Raw genomic sequence first — 13,214 nt, 5'->3', positions numbered from 1 at the left:
TCTCGCCGGGCCCCGTCACCACGCCGGCCCCGGCTTGATCGGGTTGCGCAGGGGTGGCTGCCACGTCCGGCCCGGCCGGGCCGGGTGGCACAGGCGGATCCGGCGGGGTCGTCCCGGGCTGGTCGGGGCGCGCGGCGGTCGCGGCCTTGGCCGCCGAGGGGGGACGCAGGCGGCGGCGCCGGCGTTCGGGTGGATCGCCCATGCCGCCGAACCTACCGCCGCCGGGCCCACTCAGAACACCTCGGCCGGTTGCGGCAGGCGATGCCACAGGAAGGCCGCCGCCGTACGCCGCAAGGCTCCCGGGGTCAGCTCGCGCACCCGCCCGGCGGCGGCGAGCGCGGCAAGCGAGACCGCCCCCAGGTACGCGGCCCCGAGATCCAGCACGTCACAAGCCACGTCCGCCGGTGCGTCCGTCCGGGTGCACGTCGCCCGCCCGTCCTCGGTGACCGTCAGGCGCCATCGTCCCTGGTTCGTGTCGAGCAGCCGGTCCGTGACCTCCAGCACCATGTCGAGCGGCGCCGAATAGCGGCGGGCGCTCAGCGCGGCGGCCACGTCGATCACTCGGATCCACAGCGCGTCGGCGAGTTCCCCGCCCAGCCGGCGTGGCTCGTCGACGAGGTGGAACAGCGGGTCGTCGAGTGAGGCCATCCCGTACGTCACGCGCCGCACCAGATCGATCGAGAGCAGGTAGCGCCAGAGTGTGAGGTAGGTCTCCGGGTCGGCTGCCACGAGCTCCTGAACGTGGACGACGCCGTCCGGGCCCTTCTCGGTCCAGCCCCGTTTGGCCCGCCAGAGCGCATAACCGGCCGGGCCCTCCGGGGTCTCGAGCACGACGCCGTGCAACTTGGTGGCGCCGTCGCGCTGCGACTCCTCGTCGGCCAGCACGAATTTCCACCACGTGTCGTCGCGGCTCGACCAGCCCGTCCGGCCGGGGCGCAGCTGGTCGCGCACGGCGGCGAACGTGGCGTGCGCCGTCCGCGGGTCGACCGCCCGGAGCCGCCCTTTGGCGGACGTGACGGGATCGGCGGCGGGGAGGCGGACCTCGGGCGTGGCTATGTTCAGCCGCAGGCGCTGGGCCGCGTGCCCGTACCCGAAGCGGGGGTAGATCTTGGTCTCGCTGGCCCACAGCACGGCGATCGGCTCGCGCCCCGCGGCCGCGATCTCGCCCAGCTGGCGGTGCATCATCCGGGTGAGCAACCCCCGGCGGCGATGGGTCGGCGCGACGCCGACCAGGGAGATGTGCGCGGCGGGGACGACCGCGCCGGGCACGGTCAATTCCCTCGTGTACGCGGCCGCGTGCCCGGCGACCACGTCACCGTCCTCGGCGACCAGGGAGCGTTCCGGCTCCCAGACCGACTGTTCGGCGTCGCGGGTTTCCTGTGACCACGACTCGTGGAAGAGATCCGTGAGCAGCTCGCAGATCGCGTCCCAGTCGTGCGCGGTGCCCGCCCTGATCACTGTGTCGGAGGCATCCATGCTGTTTGTGTAACGGACGGCGCGCGCGGCGGCGAGCGATTTGTTGGCTCGTTACTCTCGATGCAGGGCGGCGCACGGCCGTGCCGGGGGAGGGGAATGATGCCGGAGCAACCGCAGTGGCCCGAGCGGACGCTCGACATGCCGCCGCAGGACCCGTGGGCCGACCCGCCCACGACGGACATGCCGCCGCGCCCCGCCGGCCCGCAGCAGCAGAACAAGACCCGCGTCTGGGGCGCCCAGCCCGACGCGCCCGTGTCCGGTGGCGCTCCCGCCCCGGGCCGCGCCTCCACGTCGGGTCGCGCCTCCACCTCGGGGCGCGCCTCCACCTCGGGGCGCGCCTCCACCTCGGGGCGCGCTCCCGCTTCCGGCGGCGCGCCTGTGCCCGGCCGCGCGCCCGGCTTCGGTGGGGCGCCCGCCGATCCGACCGCCATCCGGCCCGGCAGCGCGCCGCCGCACCAGGGCACCGCGCCGCTGCCGGGGGCCGGTCATCAGGGCACCGCGCCGCTGCCGAACAGTGGGGCCTATCCGGGCGTCGCGCCGCAGCAGCCCGCTCCGCCGTCGCCGTTCTCGAGCGGGCGCGCCTCGGTGACCCCGCGCACCCGGCCCCAGGAAAATGTCGCCGAGCACGAGCCCACCGGCACCGGCTGGCCCGGCGCCGAGGCCCCGCGCCCGCAGCGCCCGCTCGGCTGGCACCTGAGCCAGCTGCGCCGGGGCGGGGAGTGGAGCTTCGCCGGGCTGCTGTTCGACTTCGTGTGCTGGGGCATCTGGACGATCTCCACGAACACCGGCGACTTCACCTCGCCGATCATCACCTTCGTGGTGGCGCTGCTGGTGGCGGTGGGTGTCTTCGCGCTGTCCCGGCTGATCGGCCGGATCGTGCTCGAGCGCCAGCTGGGCCGCGAGCGCCACACGGCCAAGGGCTCGCACATCGTCGCCGGCGTCTTCCTCGTCGGCGTCGGCATCGCCCACCTCCAGCAGACCGAGTGGGTCATGGACGCCGTGCACTGGGTCACCGGCCTCTTCGGCTCCTGACAACCCGGCCCGCTCCACCCGGCCGCCCCACCCGGCCGCCCGGCCCGGCCGCTCTGCCCGGCGGCCCGGCTTGGTCACCCGGTTTGACCGCTTCGCCCGTTCCGGCGGCGCGGCTCGGCGGCCCGGCCGGGCGGCGCGGCTCGATCCCGGCCTCGACGGCGCACCGTGTCACGCGGTGCGCCGTCGGCGTTTCCGGGTCAGCCGCGGCCGTTCATCGCGGTGCCGGTCTCCAGCAGCGACTTGAGATCGCTGAGCACCCACGCCCAGCCCCCGCCGCCGGCCTCGTCCAGCGGCGACCCCGCCACCATCGTCGACGTCGCCGGCGCCCCGGTCAGCTCGTGCGTGAGCGTCAGCCGGCACACGCCGGGCTGCGACTTGAGCTCCTCGATCAGATAGGTCAGCGTCGTGAACGGCTCGGCCGCCGTGCTCGGGTCCATGAGCATGCGCCAGGTCTGCTTGAGCAGCCGGGGCGGGTCGGCCTCGATGACCTCGCCGTCGACGATGACGTCGGGCATCGGCCAGTTGTTCTCCTTCGCGAAGTCGCGCATCTCCTGCGTCGGCACCGACTGGTAGGACCCGCCCGGCTTGAGCTCGAAGTGCGCCGGCGCCGCGTAGCCGTACTTGACGGTCCACTCCGGGTCGGTGATCGCGGTCCAGATCTTCTCGGGGGTGCTCCGGATCCAGACCCGGAACACCTGGGTGGTCAGCGGCTCGGTCATGGCTCGTCCTCCAGTGCTTTCTTGAGATCGACGAGCGCCGTCACGTGACGCTCGGTGTACTTGTCGATCCACCTGTCGTGGATCAGCCGGATCGGCACGGGGTTGAGAAAGTGCAACTTCTCCCGGCCCGACCGCCTGGTGACCACGAGCCCGGCCTCCTCCAGCACCTTCAGGTGCTTGGCCACGCCGAAGCGGGTCATCGCCACCTCGGACTCGAGCTCGGTGAGCGTGCGGCCCTCCCGGGCGAACAGCAGGTCGAGCAGCAGGCGGCGGGTGGGGTCGGCCAGCGCCTTGAACACCCTGTCGTCGTCTGCCATGACGTTAAGTTAGGTGACCAAAAGGTCACATGTCAAGGCCGGGAAAAGCCCGCCCGGGTGGGGCGGGCTTGTCAGTGGCCTTCGTGCATCAGACCCGTCCGGACGGGGGTGGGCTGTGTCAGCGGCCTTTGCGCACCAGGCGGCGGAGCTGGATGATGCGCGCGGCGGCGACGGCCATGGCGATCACGGCCCCCGCCACGCCCGCGATGAGCAGAGCGAGCGCCAGGGGGATCTGCCCCTCCATCCACAGGAAGCTGATCCGCGCGCCGCCGGTGTTCTGCGCCACGAAGATGATCAGCAGGACGAGGACCGCGACCCCCGCCCACACGCCGGCCCACACAGCGCTCGTCCGGGTCCACGGGACCTGCGCCTTGCGGGCGGCGGGCGCGTCACCGGCGGGGCCGAGGCCGGCCAGCGTCTGCGCCAGCTCGTCCGGCAGCGGCGGCGAGTCCGGCTTGCGCGTGGGGTCGGGCGCGGGGAACGGCTCTTGCTCCGAGGTGTACGACATAGTGCGCATTCTCCCGCGAAACGCCCGGTCCCAAGCCGGAAACGCGCGGGTCAGCCCACGTACTTGCGCGCGTTCGAGCGGCGCTGCGCCTCGTCGAGGGGGCGGAGCCGGCGCTCGACGTTCCGGGGCCGGGGCCGGGGCCGGCGCTCGCGGAGGAGCCACGGGAGCTTGCGCGCGGCGTCCCAGGCGGCGAGGGCCGAGGTCCGGTCGCGGGGCACGGTCCGGGCGAGGAAGGCGGTGCGGCGGATCGCGGGACCGAACGGGCGGCGCAACCACGTGAACCACAACGTGTTGCGGAGACCGTTGCGGCGGCGCAGGCGCGAGTCGCGTACCCGGGAAGCCTGATGATGGACCACCAGCTCCTCGCTGTAGCAGAGCTCCCAGCCCGCGCTCAGCAGATCGGTGGCGAGCAGCTCTTCCTCGCCGCCCAGCCACAGCCGCGGGCTGAAGCCGCCGCACGCGAGATAGGCGTCACGCCGCACGACCGACGCGCCCGCCAGGAAGCTGCCCAGCGCGGGCCCCGGCAACCACGGCGGCGCCGGCACGGGGGAGTCCCGCAGCTCCGCGACCACCGGGTCCTCGATCCCGGACGGCTCCACGAGGATGCGGGCATTCAGGACCGCGATCCGGGGGTACGCGTCCAGCAGCTTGGCGGCCAGCTCCAGCGACCCGGGCTCCCACCACGTGTCGTCGTCGCAGAAGGCCACGTAGGGCGTCGCGAGCCGGCGCACTCCCACCGTCCGTCCGACGGCTCCGAGATTGTCGGCCAGGGCGACGACGTCCACCTCGGGGAACCGGGCGCGGATGGCATCGGCCGTGCCGTCGGTGGAGCCGTTGTCGACGACCACCACGGGCGGCCGCTCGGGGAGCGCGCACAACCGCTCCACGGCCGCGAGCGCCTCGTCGCGCCGGTTCCAGGTGATGACTACCACGCCGATGTCTGCCTCGCTCACGGATCGCGGTTTCCCGGACGCGGCCGATCCAAGGAGTTATCCCCGCCACATCACCCACCCGTGTCGCCGAGGTGCACGCAGCGTGAGTGATTAGTCGCGCCCCGCCCGGGCAAGCGTTCTCCCATGACCCAGGACCAGTACACGCGGCAGGACCCGCGGAGCCAGTACCCGAAGCCCGAGCTCGACGGCGGCGACCAGGGCCACCCCGGCATCACCGGGAGCATGCCCGACCGCCCCGACCACGGCGAGGAGAGCTATCGGGGCAGTGGCCGGCTCACGGGCCGCCGCGCGGTCATCACCGGCGGCGACTCCGGCATCGGCCGCGCGGTCGCCATCGCGTACGCCCGGGAAGGCGCCGACGTCCTCATCTCCTACCTCCCCGAGGAAGAGGAGGACGCCGCCTCGACCGCGGAATTGATCGAGAAGGCGGGTCGCAAGGCCGTCCGGGTCCCCGGCGACATCCGCGACGAGTCCCACTGCAAGGCCATCATCGACCGCGCCGTGTCCGACCTCGGCGGCATCGACATCCTGGTCAACAACGCCGCCTACCAGATGGCCCAGCCCGGCGGCATCGAGGACATCACGACCGACCAGTTCGACCGCGTCCTCAAGACCAACCTCTACGCGATGTTCTGGCTCTCCCGCGCCGCCGTCCCCCACCTCTCACCCGGCGCCACGATCATCAACACCGCCTCGATCCAGGCCTACCAGTCCTCCTACGCCCTCCTCGACTACGCCACCACCAAGGGCGGCATCGTCGCCTTCACCAAGGCCCTGGCCGAAGAACTCGCCTCCAAGGGCATCCGCGTCAACGCCGTAGCCCCGGGCCCCATCTGGACCCCCCTCATCCCCGCCACCATGCCCGAGGAAAAAGTGAAGTCCTTCGGCGCCGACACCCCCCTGGCCCGAGCAGGCCAGCCCGCCGAACTAGCCCCCGCCTACGTCTACTTCGCCAGCAACGAATCCAGCTACACAACCGGCGAAGTCCTAGGCATCACCGGCGGCAAACCCGTCAGCTGACCCCCGGCCCGCCCGGCTGCGGAGCCACTCAACCCAGCCCACCCGCGCCCACCCGCGCCCGCGCCCACCCGCGCCCGCTTTCACCCGCGCCCGCGCCCGCTTGCGGCCGCTTTCACCCGCGCCGACCCGCGCCCGCTTGCGGCCGCTTTCACCCGCGCCCGCTTTCGCCTGGGTCTCCCCGCGCCGGCCGCACCCAACCCACTGGGGCCGGACCACCCGGCCCCTCCCGTGGCGCCGGCCCCGAAACGCGTACTCAAATCGGTGTCGGAATCCACAGGGTCTCGCCCCACCCACCGAGAGTGACCGCACCGTGGAGATGCGGGGGCTCGGCCTCTGGGTCTCGCCGCACCAAGCGTGAGTGACCGCACCGTGGGGGCGCGGGGGCTCGGCCCCTGGGTCTCGCCGCACCAACCGTGAGCGACCGCACCGTGGGGGGCGCGGGGGGCTCGGCCCCCCGGCAAAATGCGAGCAGGCCCCCGTCCGCGCACTCCGCGGACAGGGGCCTGCCACCTGCGAGCGGGCGACGAGAATCGAACTCGCGTAATCAGTTTGGAAGACTGAGGCTCTACCATTGAGCTACGCCCGCGTGGCCCTGGCGTGTGTGTCCGGGGCCGCCGCCAGACTACTGAATCTTCGCGCGGTTGGCGAACCGGTTCCCCCGCGTGGCGCATCGGGCGACGCCGAGGCACACGCCACGCGGCCGACCGCATACACTAGCCTGCGGCCTCCGGGGTGTGGCGCAGTTTGGTAGCGCACTCGCTTTGGGAGCGAGGGGCCGTGGGTTCAAATCCCGCCACCCCGACTTTCACCTATACGAAGAGATCCATCCAAGGAGTACGCCTGTGAAGAGCACCGTCGAGACTCTGAGTCCGACCCGGGTGCGGCTGGCCATCGAGGTGCCGTTCGACGAGCTGAAGCCCAGCCTGCAGAAGGCGTACCGCGAGATCGGTTCTCAGATCCAGATCCCCGGCTTCCGCAAGGGCAAGATCCCGTCGGCCGTCATCGATCAGCGGGTCGGCCGGGGCGCGGTGCTCAACGAGGCCGTGCAGGAGGCGATCCCGCAGCAGATCCTGGCCGCGGTTCGTGAGCACGAGGTGAAGACCCTGGGCCGGCCCGAGGTGGAGATCACCGAGTTCGCCGACAATGAGCCGCTGAAGTTCACGGCCGAGGTCGACGTCCGCCCGGAGATCGCCATCCCGGACCTGTCGGCGATCAAGGTCGAGGTGCCGGCCGTCGAGATCGGCGACAACGAGATCGACGAGCAGATCAACGGTCTGCGGGAGCGGTTCGCCACGCTGAAGACCGTGGAGCGGGCGGCCGAGGAGGGCGACTACGTCCAGCTCGACCTGCGCGCGACGGTCGACGGCGAGGAGGTGCCGGGCGGCTCGGCCACCAACATCTCGCACGAGGTCGGCAGCAAGCAGCTGCTCCCGGGCCTCGACGAGGTCCTGGTCGGCCTGTCCGCCGACGCCGAGACGACCTTCACCACGCAGCTCGTGGGCGGCGACTTCGCCGGCCGTGACGCCGAGGTCGAGGTCAAGGTCCGTTCGGTCAAGGACAAGCAGCTCCCCGAGATCAACGACGAGTTCGCGCAGATGGCGAGCGAGTTCGACACCCTCGACGAGCTGAAGGCCGACCTCAAGGAGCGGCTCGGCAAGGTCAAGAAGGTCGAGCAGATCTACGCGGCCCGCGACGAGGCGCTCAAGCAGCTCGTCGAGGCGGCCGAGATCCCCGCGCCCGAGGGCATCGTCAAGGACGAGGTCGAGGGCCGCAAGCAGGCCATGACCGACCAGCTGGAGCGGATCGGCGCGACCCTCGAGGACTACCTCGCCTCCGAGGAGAAGACCGAGGAGCAGATCGACACCGAGCTGACCGAGGCCGCCACCGAGGGCGTCAAGATCCAGCTGCTGCTGGACACGATCGCCGACCGCGACGACATCCAGGTCAGCGACGACGAGTTCGGGCACGAGATCGTGCACCGGGCGCAGCGGGCCCAGATGCAGCCCCAGCAGTACTACGACCAGCTCGTGCAGTCGGGTGCGGCCACGGCCGTCTTCGGCGACGTGCGCCGGGGCAAGGCGCTGGCCAGCGTCATGGAGCAGGTCGAGATGAAGGACACCGAGGGCACCGTCCTCACCCTCGACGACCTGCGCGAGGCGAGCGACGACCACGCCGGTCACAACCACTGAGGTTTCGCGCCGAGGCCGCCGCTCCCACGCGGCGGCCTCTGCCGTTTCCGCGGCGGCGCCGGACCCCTGGTGCGCTGTCAGCGAACACCTGCCCGAGCGGGAAGCTGATGCGCAAAGGACCGGTTAGGTTGGTCGTACGACGGACAACCTGCCGGCCGGAAGCTCGGCCGACACAGTCAGCTGTGAAGGGCTGCCATGACCGATCTGCACATCCCTGCGAGTCCCACGCTGCGTGGTGACTCCCTCAGTGGCAACCTGGACGACTCGGTCTACAACCGCCTGCTGCGCGAGCGGATCATCTTCCTCGGCAGTGAGGTGACCGATCAGGTTGCCAACCGCATCTGCGCCCAGCTGCTGCTGCTCTCCGCGGAGGACCCGGAGCGCGACATCAACCTCTGGATCAACTCGCCGGGTGGTTCCGTCTACTCCGGCATGGCGATCTACGACACCATGCAGTTCATCGACAACGACGTCTCCACCGTCGCGATGGGCATGGCGGCGTCGATGGGCCAGCTGCTGCTCTGCGCCGGCACGGCGGGCAAGCGCTACGCCCTCCCGCACGCGCGGATCATGATGCACCAGCCGTCCGGGGGCGTGGGTGGCACCGCCGCCGACATCGCCATCCAGGCGGAGCAGATGCTTTACACCAAGCGCATGTTCCAGGAGCGGGTGGCCCACCACACCGGCCAGGATCAGGCCACCATCGAAGCCGACTCCGACCGGGACCGCTGGTTCACGGCGCAGGAGGCCAGGGACTACGGCTTCATCGACAAGGTGATCACCGGGGCGACGCAGGTCCCCGAGGGCGCCGGAACGCTGAACTGAGGAGCTGAATTATGACTGACCTGACGATGCCTCCCGGGTTCGCACCGGTGCACAACCGCTACGTCCTGCCCTCGTTCGTCGAGCGCACGTCGTACGGCGTGAAGGAGTCGAACCCGTACAACAAGATGTTCGAGGACCGGATCATCTTCCTCGGCGTGCAGGTGGACGACGCGTCGGCCAACGACGTGATGGCCCAGCTGCTGACGCTGGAGAGCGCCGACCCGGACCGTGACATCATCATGTACATCAACTCGCCCGGTGGCTCGTTCACGGCCATGACGGCGATCTACGACACCATGCAGTACATCCGCCCCGACATCAGCACGGTCTGCCTGGGCCAGGCGGCCAGCGCGGCGGCGGTCCTGCTGGCCGGCGGCACGGCGGGCAAGCGCATGGCGCTCCCGCACTCGCGGATCATCATCCACCAGCCGGCCACCGAGGGCGGCTACGGTCAGGGCTCGGACATCGAGATCCAGGCCCGCGAGATCCTGCGCATGCGCACCCAGCTCGAGGAGCTGACCGCCAAGCACACCGGTCAGGCCATCGAGAAGGTCCGCAAGGACATCGACCGCGACAAGATCATGACGGCGTCCGAGGCCAAGGACTACGGCATCGTCGACACGGTCCTCGCGACCCGCAAGAAGAGCCTGCAGGCCGCCGGCGTCGGCAGCTGACCCAGGCTCGCGGCAGCCGCCGCTGGTCGTCCGTCGGGTGCCCGGGCTCCGGTCCGGGCACCGTCGGCGTTCCGGGGGTACGGTGTGGCGGACGCCCGCCGCGGGTGAAGGGCGCCGATCCGTTGAACCGCTCGCCGGCCGGAGCCGTGTTCTGGTCCAGTGGGAGCAAGTGCGGGCGCTGTGAAGCCCTCCACGGCGCAAGCTAGACTGACTGGCCCCTGACACGCCCGTTTTGGGGGGTCGGAGAACAGCCCTTTTGCGGGTAACGTCGAGTCGGCAACCTCAGTAACGCACGTCGGCAGACGATGAACTGGGCAAGACGATGATGTGGCAACGAGGAAGATCGTCCTCAGGCCGGGGGCCGGTGCGAGCCGGCCTATGAGCGCAGGGAGTATGTAGGTGGCACGGATCGGCGACGGTGGCGACCTACTGAAGTGCTCGTTCTGCGGAAAGTCGCAGAAGCAGGTCAAGAAGCTCATCGCGGGCCCCGGGGTCTACATCTGCGACGAGTGCATCGACCTCTGCAACGAGATCATCGAGGAGGAGCTGGCCGAGACCGGCGAGGTGAAGTGGGAAGAGCTTCCCAAGCCGATGGAGATCTGCCAGTTCCTGGACAACTACGTGGTGGGGCAGGAGAACGCCAAGAAGGCTCTCTCCGTCGCCGTCTACAACCACTACAAGCGGATCCAGGCCGAGTCGAACGGCGCGCCCGGCGCGGGCAGCGACGTCGAGGTGGCCAAGTCCAACATCATGCTCATCGGCCCCACGGGCTGCGGCAAGACGCACCTGGCGCAGACGCTCGCCCGGATGCTCAACGTTCCCTTCGCCATCGCGGACGCCACGGCGCTGACCGAGGCCGGCTATGTCGGTGAGGACGTCGAGAACATCCTGCTGAAGCTCATCCAGGCCGCGGACTACGACGTGAAGCGGGCCGAGCAGGGCATCATCTACATCGACGAGGTCGACAAGATCGCCCGCAAGAGCGAGAACCCGTCGATCACCCGGGACGTCTCCGGCGAGGGCGTGCAGCAGGCCCTGCTGAAGATCCTGGAGGGTACGGTCGCCAACGTCCCGCCGCAGGGTGGACGCAAGCACCCCCACCAGGAGTTCATCCAGATCGACACCACCAACGTGCTGTTCATCGTCGGCGGTGCCTTCGCGGGGCTGGACCGGATCATCGAGTCGCGCGTCGGCAAGAGCGGCGTCGGCTTCGGTGCCCACCTCCGCTCGGTCTCGGAGCGCAACACCGACGACATCTTCAGCAAGGTCATGCCGGAGGACATGCTGAAATTCGGGCTGATCCCCGAGTTCATCGGCCGGCTCCCGGTGATCACCACGGTGCGCAACCTCGACCGCGAGGCGCTCATCAAGATCCTGACCGAGCCGCGGAACGCGTACGTGAAGCAGTACCAGCGGCTCTTCGAGCTCGACGGTGTGGAGCTGGAGTTCGACGAGGGCGCCCTCGAGGCGATCGCCGACCAGGCCATGCTCCGGGGCACCGGCGCCCGCGGCCTGCGCGCGATCATGGAGGAGGTCCTCCAGAACGTGATGTTCGAGGTGCCCAGCAACCCCGACGCCGCCCGGGTCGTCATCACCCGCGAGGTTGTCGTGGAGAACGTCATCCCGACGATCGTGCCCCGCGAGTTCGGCGGCCGGCGCCCCCGGCGCGAGCGCGAGGAGAAGTCGGCCTGAGCCGTCCTCTGCCCTGACACCACCGCCCGTGCGTCCGCGCGTGGCGGTGGTGCTGTTTCCGGGCCCCTGCGCGGTCGTAGGGTGGCCTCATGCGTGTTGCGGTGTGTCAGCTGAATGCCCGCGAGGACCGTACGAGCAATCTCGCCATGGCCCGGGATCTCCTGGGCCGGGCCGCCGCGGCCGGGGCAACCCTCGCCGTCCTGCCCGAATATGTCGACTATCTCGGCCCGGGCGCCGGCGCACCGAAGCCGGAGCCGGTCGACGGGGAGTTCGCTGCCTTCTTCGCGGACGCGGCCCGGGAGCTCGGCATCTGGGTGCACGCGGGCTCCTTCCACGAGGCCGGCCCCGACCCGTCGCGCACCTGGAACACGTCCCTGGTGTTCAGTCCGGCGGGCGAGCTGGTGGCGACCTACCGCAAGATCCACCTGTACGACGTGGAGATCCCCGGGCGCGTCTCCTACCAGGAGTCCCGCACCGTAGCGCCGGGTGACTCGACGGTCGTCGCCGCGGTGGACGGGGTGCCGGTCGGCATGTCGATCTGCTACGACCTGCGGTTTCCGGAGCTCTACCGGCAGCTGGCCGTCGCCGGCGCCCAGGTGTTCGTGGTGCCGGCCGCCTTCATGCTGCACACCGGCCGGGATCATTGGGAGGTGCTGCTGCGGGCGCGAGCGATCGAGAACCAGTGCTACGTGGTGGCGGCCGGGCAGATCGGAGATCACGAGCCCGGGCGTACGTGTTTCGGGCGCAGCATGATCATTGATCCGTGGGGGACGGTGGTCGCCCAGGCCCCGGATGTCGTGGGGGTGGTCACCGCGGATCTTGATCTGGGGCGGGTCGCGGAGATCCGGACGACTGTGCCGAGTTTGGCGAACCGGCGGCTCTAGTGGTTGTCGGTCGTTCCCGTCTTCCCGCGCTGCTTCTTGTGTGACCTGGCCCGCTCGGTAGGTCTGCTTCTTGTATGGCCTGGCCCGCTCGGTAGGTCTGCTTCTTGTGTGACCTGGCCTGCTCAGTAGGTCTGCACCAGGTAGCTGACGACAGCGACGCACACCACAGCGCCGGCGGCCAGAAGCATGGCGCCGCCCATCCGGGACGGGCCGCGCTGGGCCAGGCGGACCACCGAGACCACGACGGCGACCAGCACCAAGATGCCGATGACCAGCTGAGACAGCGGCATCAGCTGGTCGAAGAACGCATCCGCGGCGTGCGTGTGGTCAACGGCCATGCCTGCCACTCTGGCACGCCGCGGGACTCCCGCGTGTTACCGGGACGGGTGTCGATTTGCGTTTCGGGTGGGGGACCACGTAACTTTCTCTCTGCCCACGGGGAACCGGGAGGAACGGGGACGAAAGTCGCCGATCTGCCGAGTCGCCGGAGGCAGGCTTCCCGCAGCGTTACGCTGCGGGGCACCGGGCGAGGTTGACGCGAAGCGGAAAACGATTTGCGCCGACGAGAACGACCGGGTAAGGTTTACCGGGTTCGCGGGGAACCGAGCGGATGGATCACCGAGTGATCTCCGAGCGGCCTGCGAAACCATCCGACACGATCCACCCGGTGAGGGTGGCTTCGGCGCGGAAAAACTCGGGCGGTGCGGCGCAGAACTTGGGTCTTGCGCTTGCGGGGCCGACCGGGTAAGTTTGGGCGGTTGCCCCGAGCGGGTCTCCTGACTGGGAGTTCCGAACGGTGTGCGGTTGTTCTTTGAGAACTCAACAGGGTGCTTGATAAGCCAGTGCCAAATTAGTAATTCCCTGGCTTCTTCGGAAGCTAGAATTCCTTTGGCAACATTATGTTGCCGGGACGCTTTTCCAAAGA

The 13,214-nt window shown here is 70.2% G+C and carries 13 protein-coding genes and 2 tRNA genes; 8 read left to right on the top strand and 7 right to left on the bottom strand.

The features are described from left to right. Positions 1-231: 231 nt before the first annotated feature. Complete coding sequence (locus RAN62_RS34790; protein WP_305789098.1) at positions 232-1,476, bottom strand: GNAT family N-acetyltransferase; 1,245 nt, start codon at positions 1,474-1,476, stop codon at positions 232-234. 99 nt (positions 1,477-1,575) lie between these two features. On the opposite strand from RAN62_RS34790, the gene RAN62_RS34785 reads away from it, so the two are divergent. After that, the gene (locus RAN62_RS34785; RefSeq protein WP_305789097.1) at positions 1,576-2,508 is read left to right on the top strand and encodes a DNA-directed RNA polymerase II; all 933 of its coding nucleotides are present in this window, start codon (positions 1,576-1,578) and stop codon (positions 2,506-2,508) included. 197 nt (positions 2,509-2,705) lie between these two features. Here the strand turns inward: RAN62_RS34785 and RAN62_RS34780 are convergent, their stop codons facing one another. The 4 genes from RAN62_RS34780 to RAN62_RS34765 form a co-directional block, all read right to left on the bottom strand. Continuing rightward, positions 2,706-3,227 (bottom strand): SRPBCC domain-containing protein, encoded by a 522-nt coding sequence (locus tag RAN62_RS34780; protein ID WP_305789096.1) that lies wholly within the window; start codon positions 3,225-3,227, stop codon positions 2,706-2,708. Further along, a complete protein-coding gene (locus RAN62_RS34775; protein ID WP_305789095.1) occupies positions 3,224-3,544 on the bottom strand; it encodes an ArsR/SmtB family transcription factor in 321 nt (106 codons plus the stop codon). Before RAN62_RS34775 ends, RAN62_RS34780 begins: the two co-directional genes overlap by 4 nt. A 118-nt stretch (positions 3,545-3,662) precedes the next feature. Further along, complete coding sequence (locus RAN62_RS34770) at positions 3,663-4,052, bottom strand: lipopolysaccharide assembly protein LapA domain-containing protein (protein ID WP_305789094.1); 390 nt, start codon at positions 4,050-4,052, stop codon at positions 3,663-3,665. 50 nt (positions 4,053-4,102) lie between these two features. Continuing rightward, positions 4,103-5,005, bottom strand: coding sequence for a glycosyltransferase family 2 protein (locus tag RAN62_RS34765; RefSeq protein ID WP_305789093.1), 903 nt, complete (start codon positions 5,003-5,005; stop codon positions 4,103-4,105). Positions 5,006-5,128: 123 nt separating this feature from the next. Here RAN62_RS34765 and RAN62_RS34760 point away from each other — a divergent pair, with 123 nt between their 5' ends. Continuing rightward, on the top strand, positions 5,129-6,025 hold the full coding sequence (locus RAN62_RS34760; RefSeq protein ID WP_305789092.1) for an SDR family oxidoreductase: 897 nt from the start codon (positions 5,129-5,131) through the stop codon (positions 6,023-6,025). A 515-nt stretch (positions 6,026-6,540) separates the two neighbouring features. Here RAN62_RS34760 and RAN62_RS34755 read toward each other — a convergent pair. Beyond that, positions 6,541-6,611, bottom strand: a tRNA-Gly gene (locus tag RAN62_RS34755). 142 nt (positions 6,612-6,753) lie between these two features. Here RAN62_RS34755 and RAN62_RS34750 point away from each other — a divergent pair. From RAN62_RS34750 to RAN62_RS34725, 6 genes are all read left to right on the top strand, one after another. Next, a tRNA-Pro gene (locus RAN62_RS34750) sits at positions 6,754-6,827 on the top strand. A gap of 40 nt (positions 6,828-6,867) precedes the next feature. Beyond that, entirely contained in the window at positions 6,868-8,214 is a 1,347-nt protein-coding gene (gene tig / locus RAN62_RS34745) for a trigger factor (RefSeq protein ID WP_305789091.1), read from the top strand. Between the two features lie 195 nt (positions 8,215-8,409). Then, entirely contained in the window at positions 8,410-9,039 is a 630-nt protein-coding gene (locus RAN62_RS34740; protein ID WP_305789090.1) for an ATP-dependent Clp protease proteolytic subunit, read from the top strand. 11 nt (positions 9,040-9,050) lie between these two features. Continuing rightward, positions 9,051-9,713 (top strand): ATP-dependent Clp protease proteolytic subunit, encoded by a 663-nt coding sequence (locus tag RAN62_RS34735; protein WP_305789089.1) that lies wholly within the window; start codon positions 9,051-9,053, stop codon positions 9,711-9,713. A 399-nt stretch (positions 9,714-10,112) separates the two neighbouring features. Beyond that, positions 10,113-11,405, top strand: a complete 1,293-nt coding sequence (gene clpX, locus RAN62_RS34730; protein ID WP_305789088.1) for an ATP-dependent Clp protease ATP-binding subunit ClpX — start codon at positions 10,113-10,115, stop codon at positions 11,403-11,405. Between the two features lie 89 nt (positions 11,406-11,494). Continuing rightward, positions 11,495-12,289 carry a carbon-nitrogen hydrolase family protein gene (locus RAN62_RS34725; RefSeq protein WP_305789087.1) on the top strand — a complete coding sequence of 265 codons (795 nt, stop codon included), beginning with the start codon at positions 11,495-11,497 and terminating at the stop codon, positions 12,287-12,289. Positions 12,290-12,411: 122 nt separating this feature from the next. On the opposite strand, the gene RAN62_RS34720 is transcribed toward RAN62_RS34725, so the two are convergent. Continuing rightward, positions 12,412-12,627, bottom strand: a complete 216-nt coding sequence (locus tag RAN62_RS34720; protein WP_305789086.1) for a hypothetical protein — start codon at positions 12,625-12,627, stop codon at positions 12,412-12,414. Between the last annotated feature and the right edge of the window lie 587 nt (positions 12,628-13,214).

This window comes from Symbioplanes lichenis (assembly GCF_030709675.1).
Lineage (GTDB): Bacteria > Actinomycetota > Actinomycetes > Mycobacteriales > Micromonosporaceae > Actinoplanes > Actinoplanes lichenis.
The sequence above is the reverse complement of the archived record's forward strand: the minus strand, read 5'-3'. Positions and strand labels throughout refer to the sequence as shown.

Excerpts from the sequence above, each read along its gene's own strand:
- RAN62_RS34740 (WP_305789090.1), top strand. The coding sequence starts at position 8,410 with ATGACCGATCTGCACATCCCTGCGAGTCCCACGCTGCGTGGTGACTCC.
- RAN62_RS34770 (WP_305789094.1), bottom strand. The coding sequence starts at position 4,052 with ATGTCGTACACCTCGGAGCAAGAGCCGTTCCCCGCGCCCGACCCCACG.
- RAN62_RS34785 (WP_305789097.1), top strand. The coding sequence starts at position 1,576 with ATGCCGGAGCAACCGCAGTGGCCCGAGCGGACGCTCGACATGCCGCCG.
- RAN62_RS34760 (WP_305789092.1), top strand. The coding sequence starts at position 5,129 with ATGACCCAGGACCAGTACACGCGGCAGGACCCGCGGAGCCAGTACCCG.
- RAN62_RS34725 (WP_305789087.1), top strand. The coding sequence starts at position 11,495 with ATGCGTGTTGCGGTGTGTCAGCTGAATGCCCGCGAGGACCGTACGAGC.
- RAN62_RS34780 (WP_305789096.1), bottom strand. The coding sequence starts at position 3,227 with ATGACCGAGCCGCTGACCACCCAGGTGTTCCGGGTCTGGATCCGGAGC.
- RAN62_RS34735 (WP_305789089.1), top strand. The coding sequence starts at position 9,051 with ATGACTGACCTGACGATGCCTCCCGGGTTCGCACCGGTGCACAACCGC.
- RAN62_RS34775 (WP_305789095.1), bottom strand. The coding sequence starts at position 3,544 with ATGGCAGACGACGACAGGGTGTTCAAGGCGCTGGCCGACCCCACCCGC.
- RAN62_RS34790 (WP_305789098.1), bottom strand. The coding sequence starts at position 1,476 with ATGGATGCCTCCGACACAGTGATCAGGGCGGGCACCGCGCACGACTGG.
- RAN62_RS34720 (WP_305789086.1), bottom strand. The coding sequence starts at position 12,627 with ATGGCCGTTGACCACACGCACGCCGCGGATGCGTTCTTCGACCAGCTG.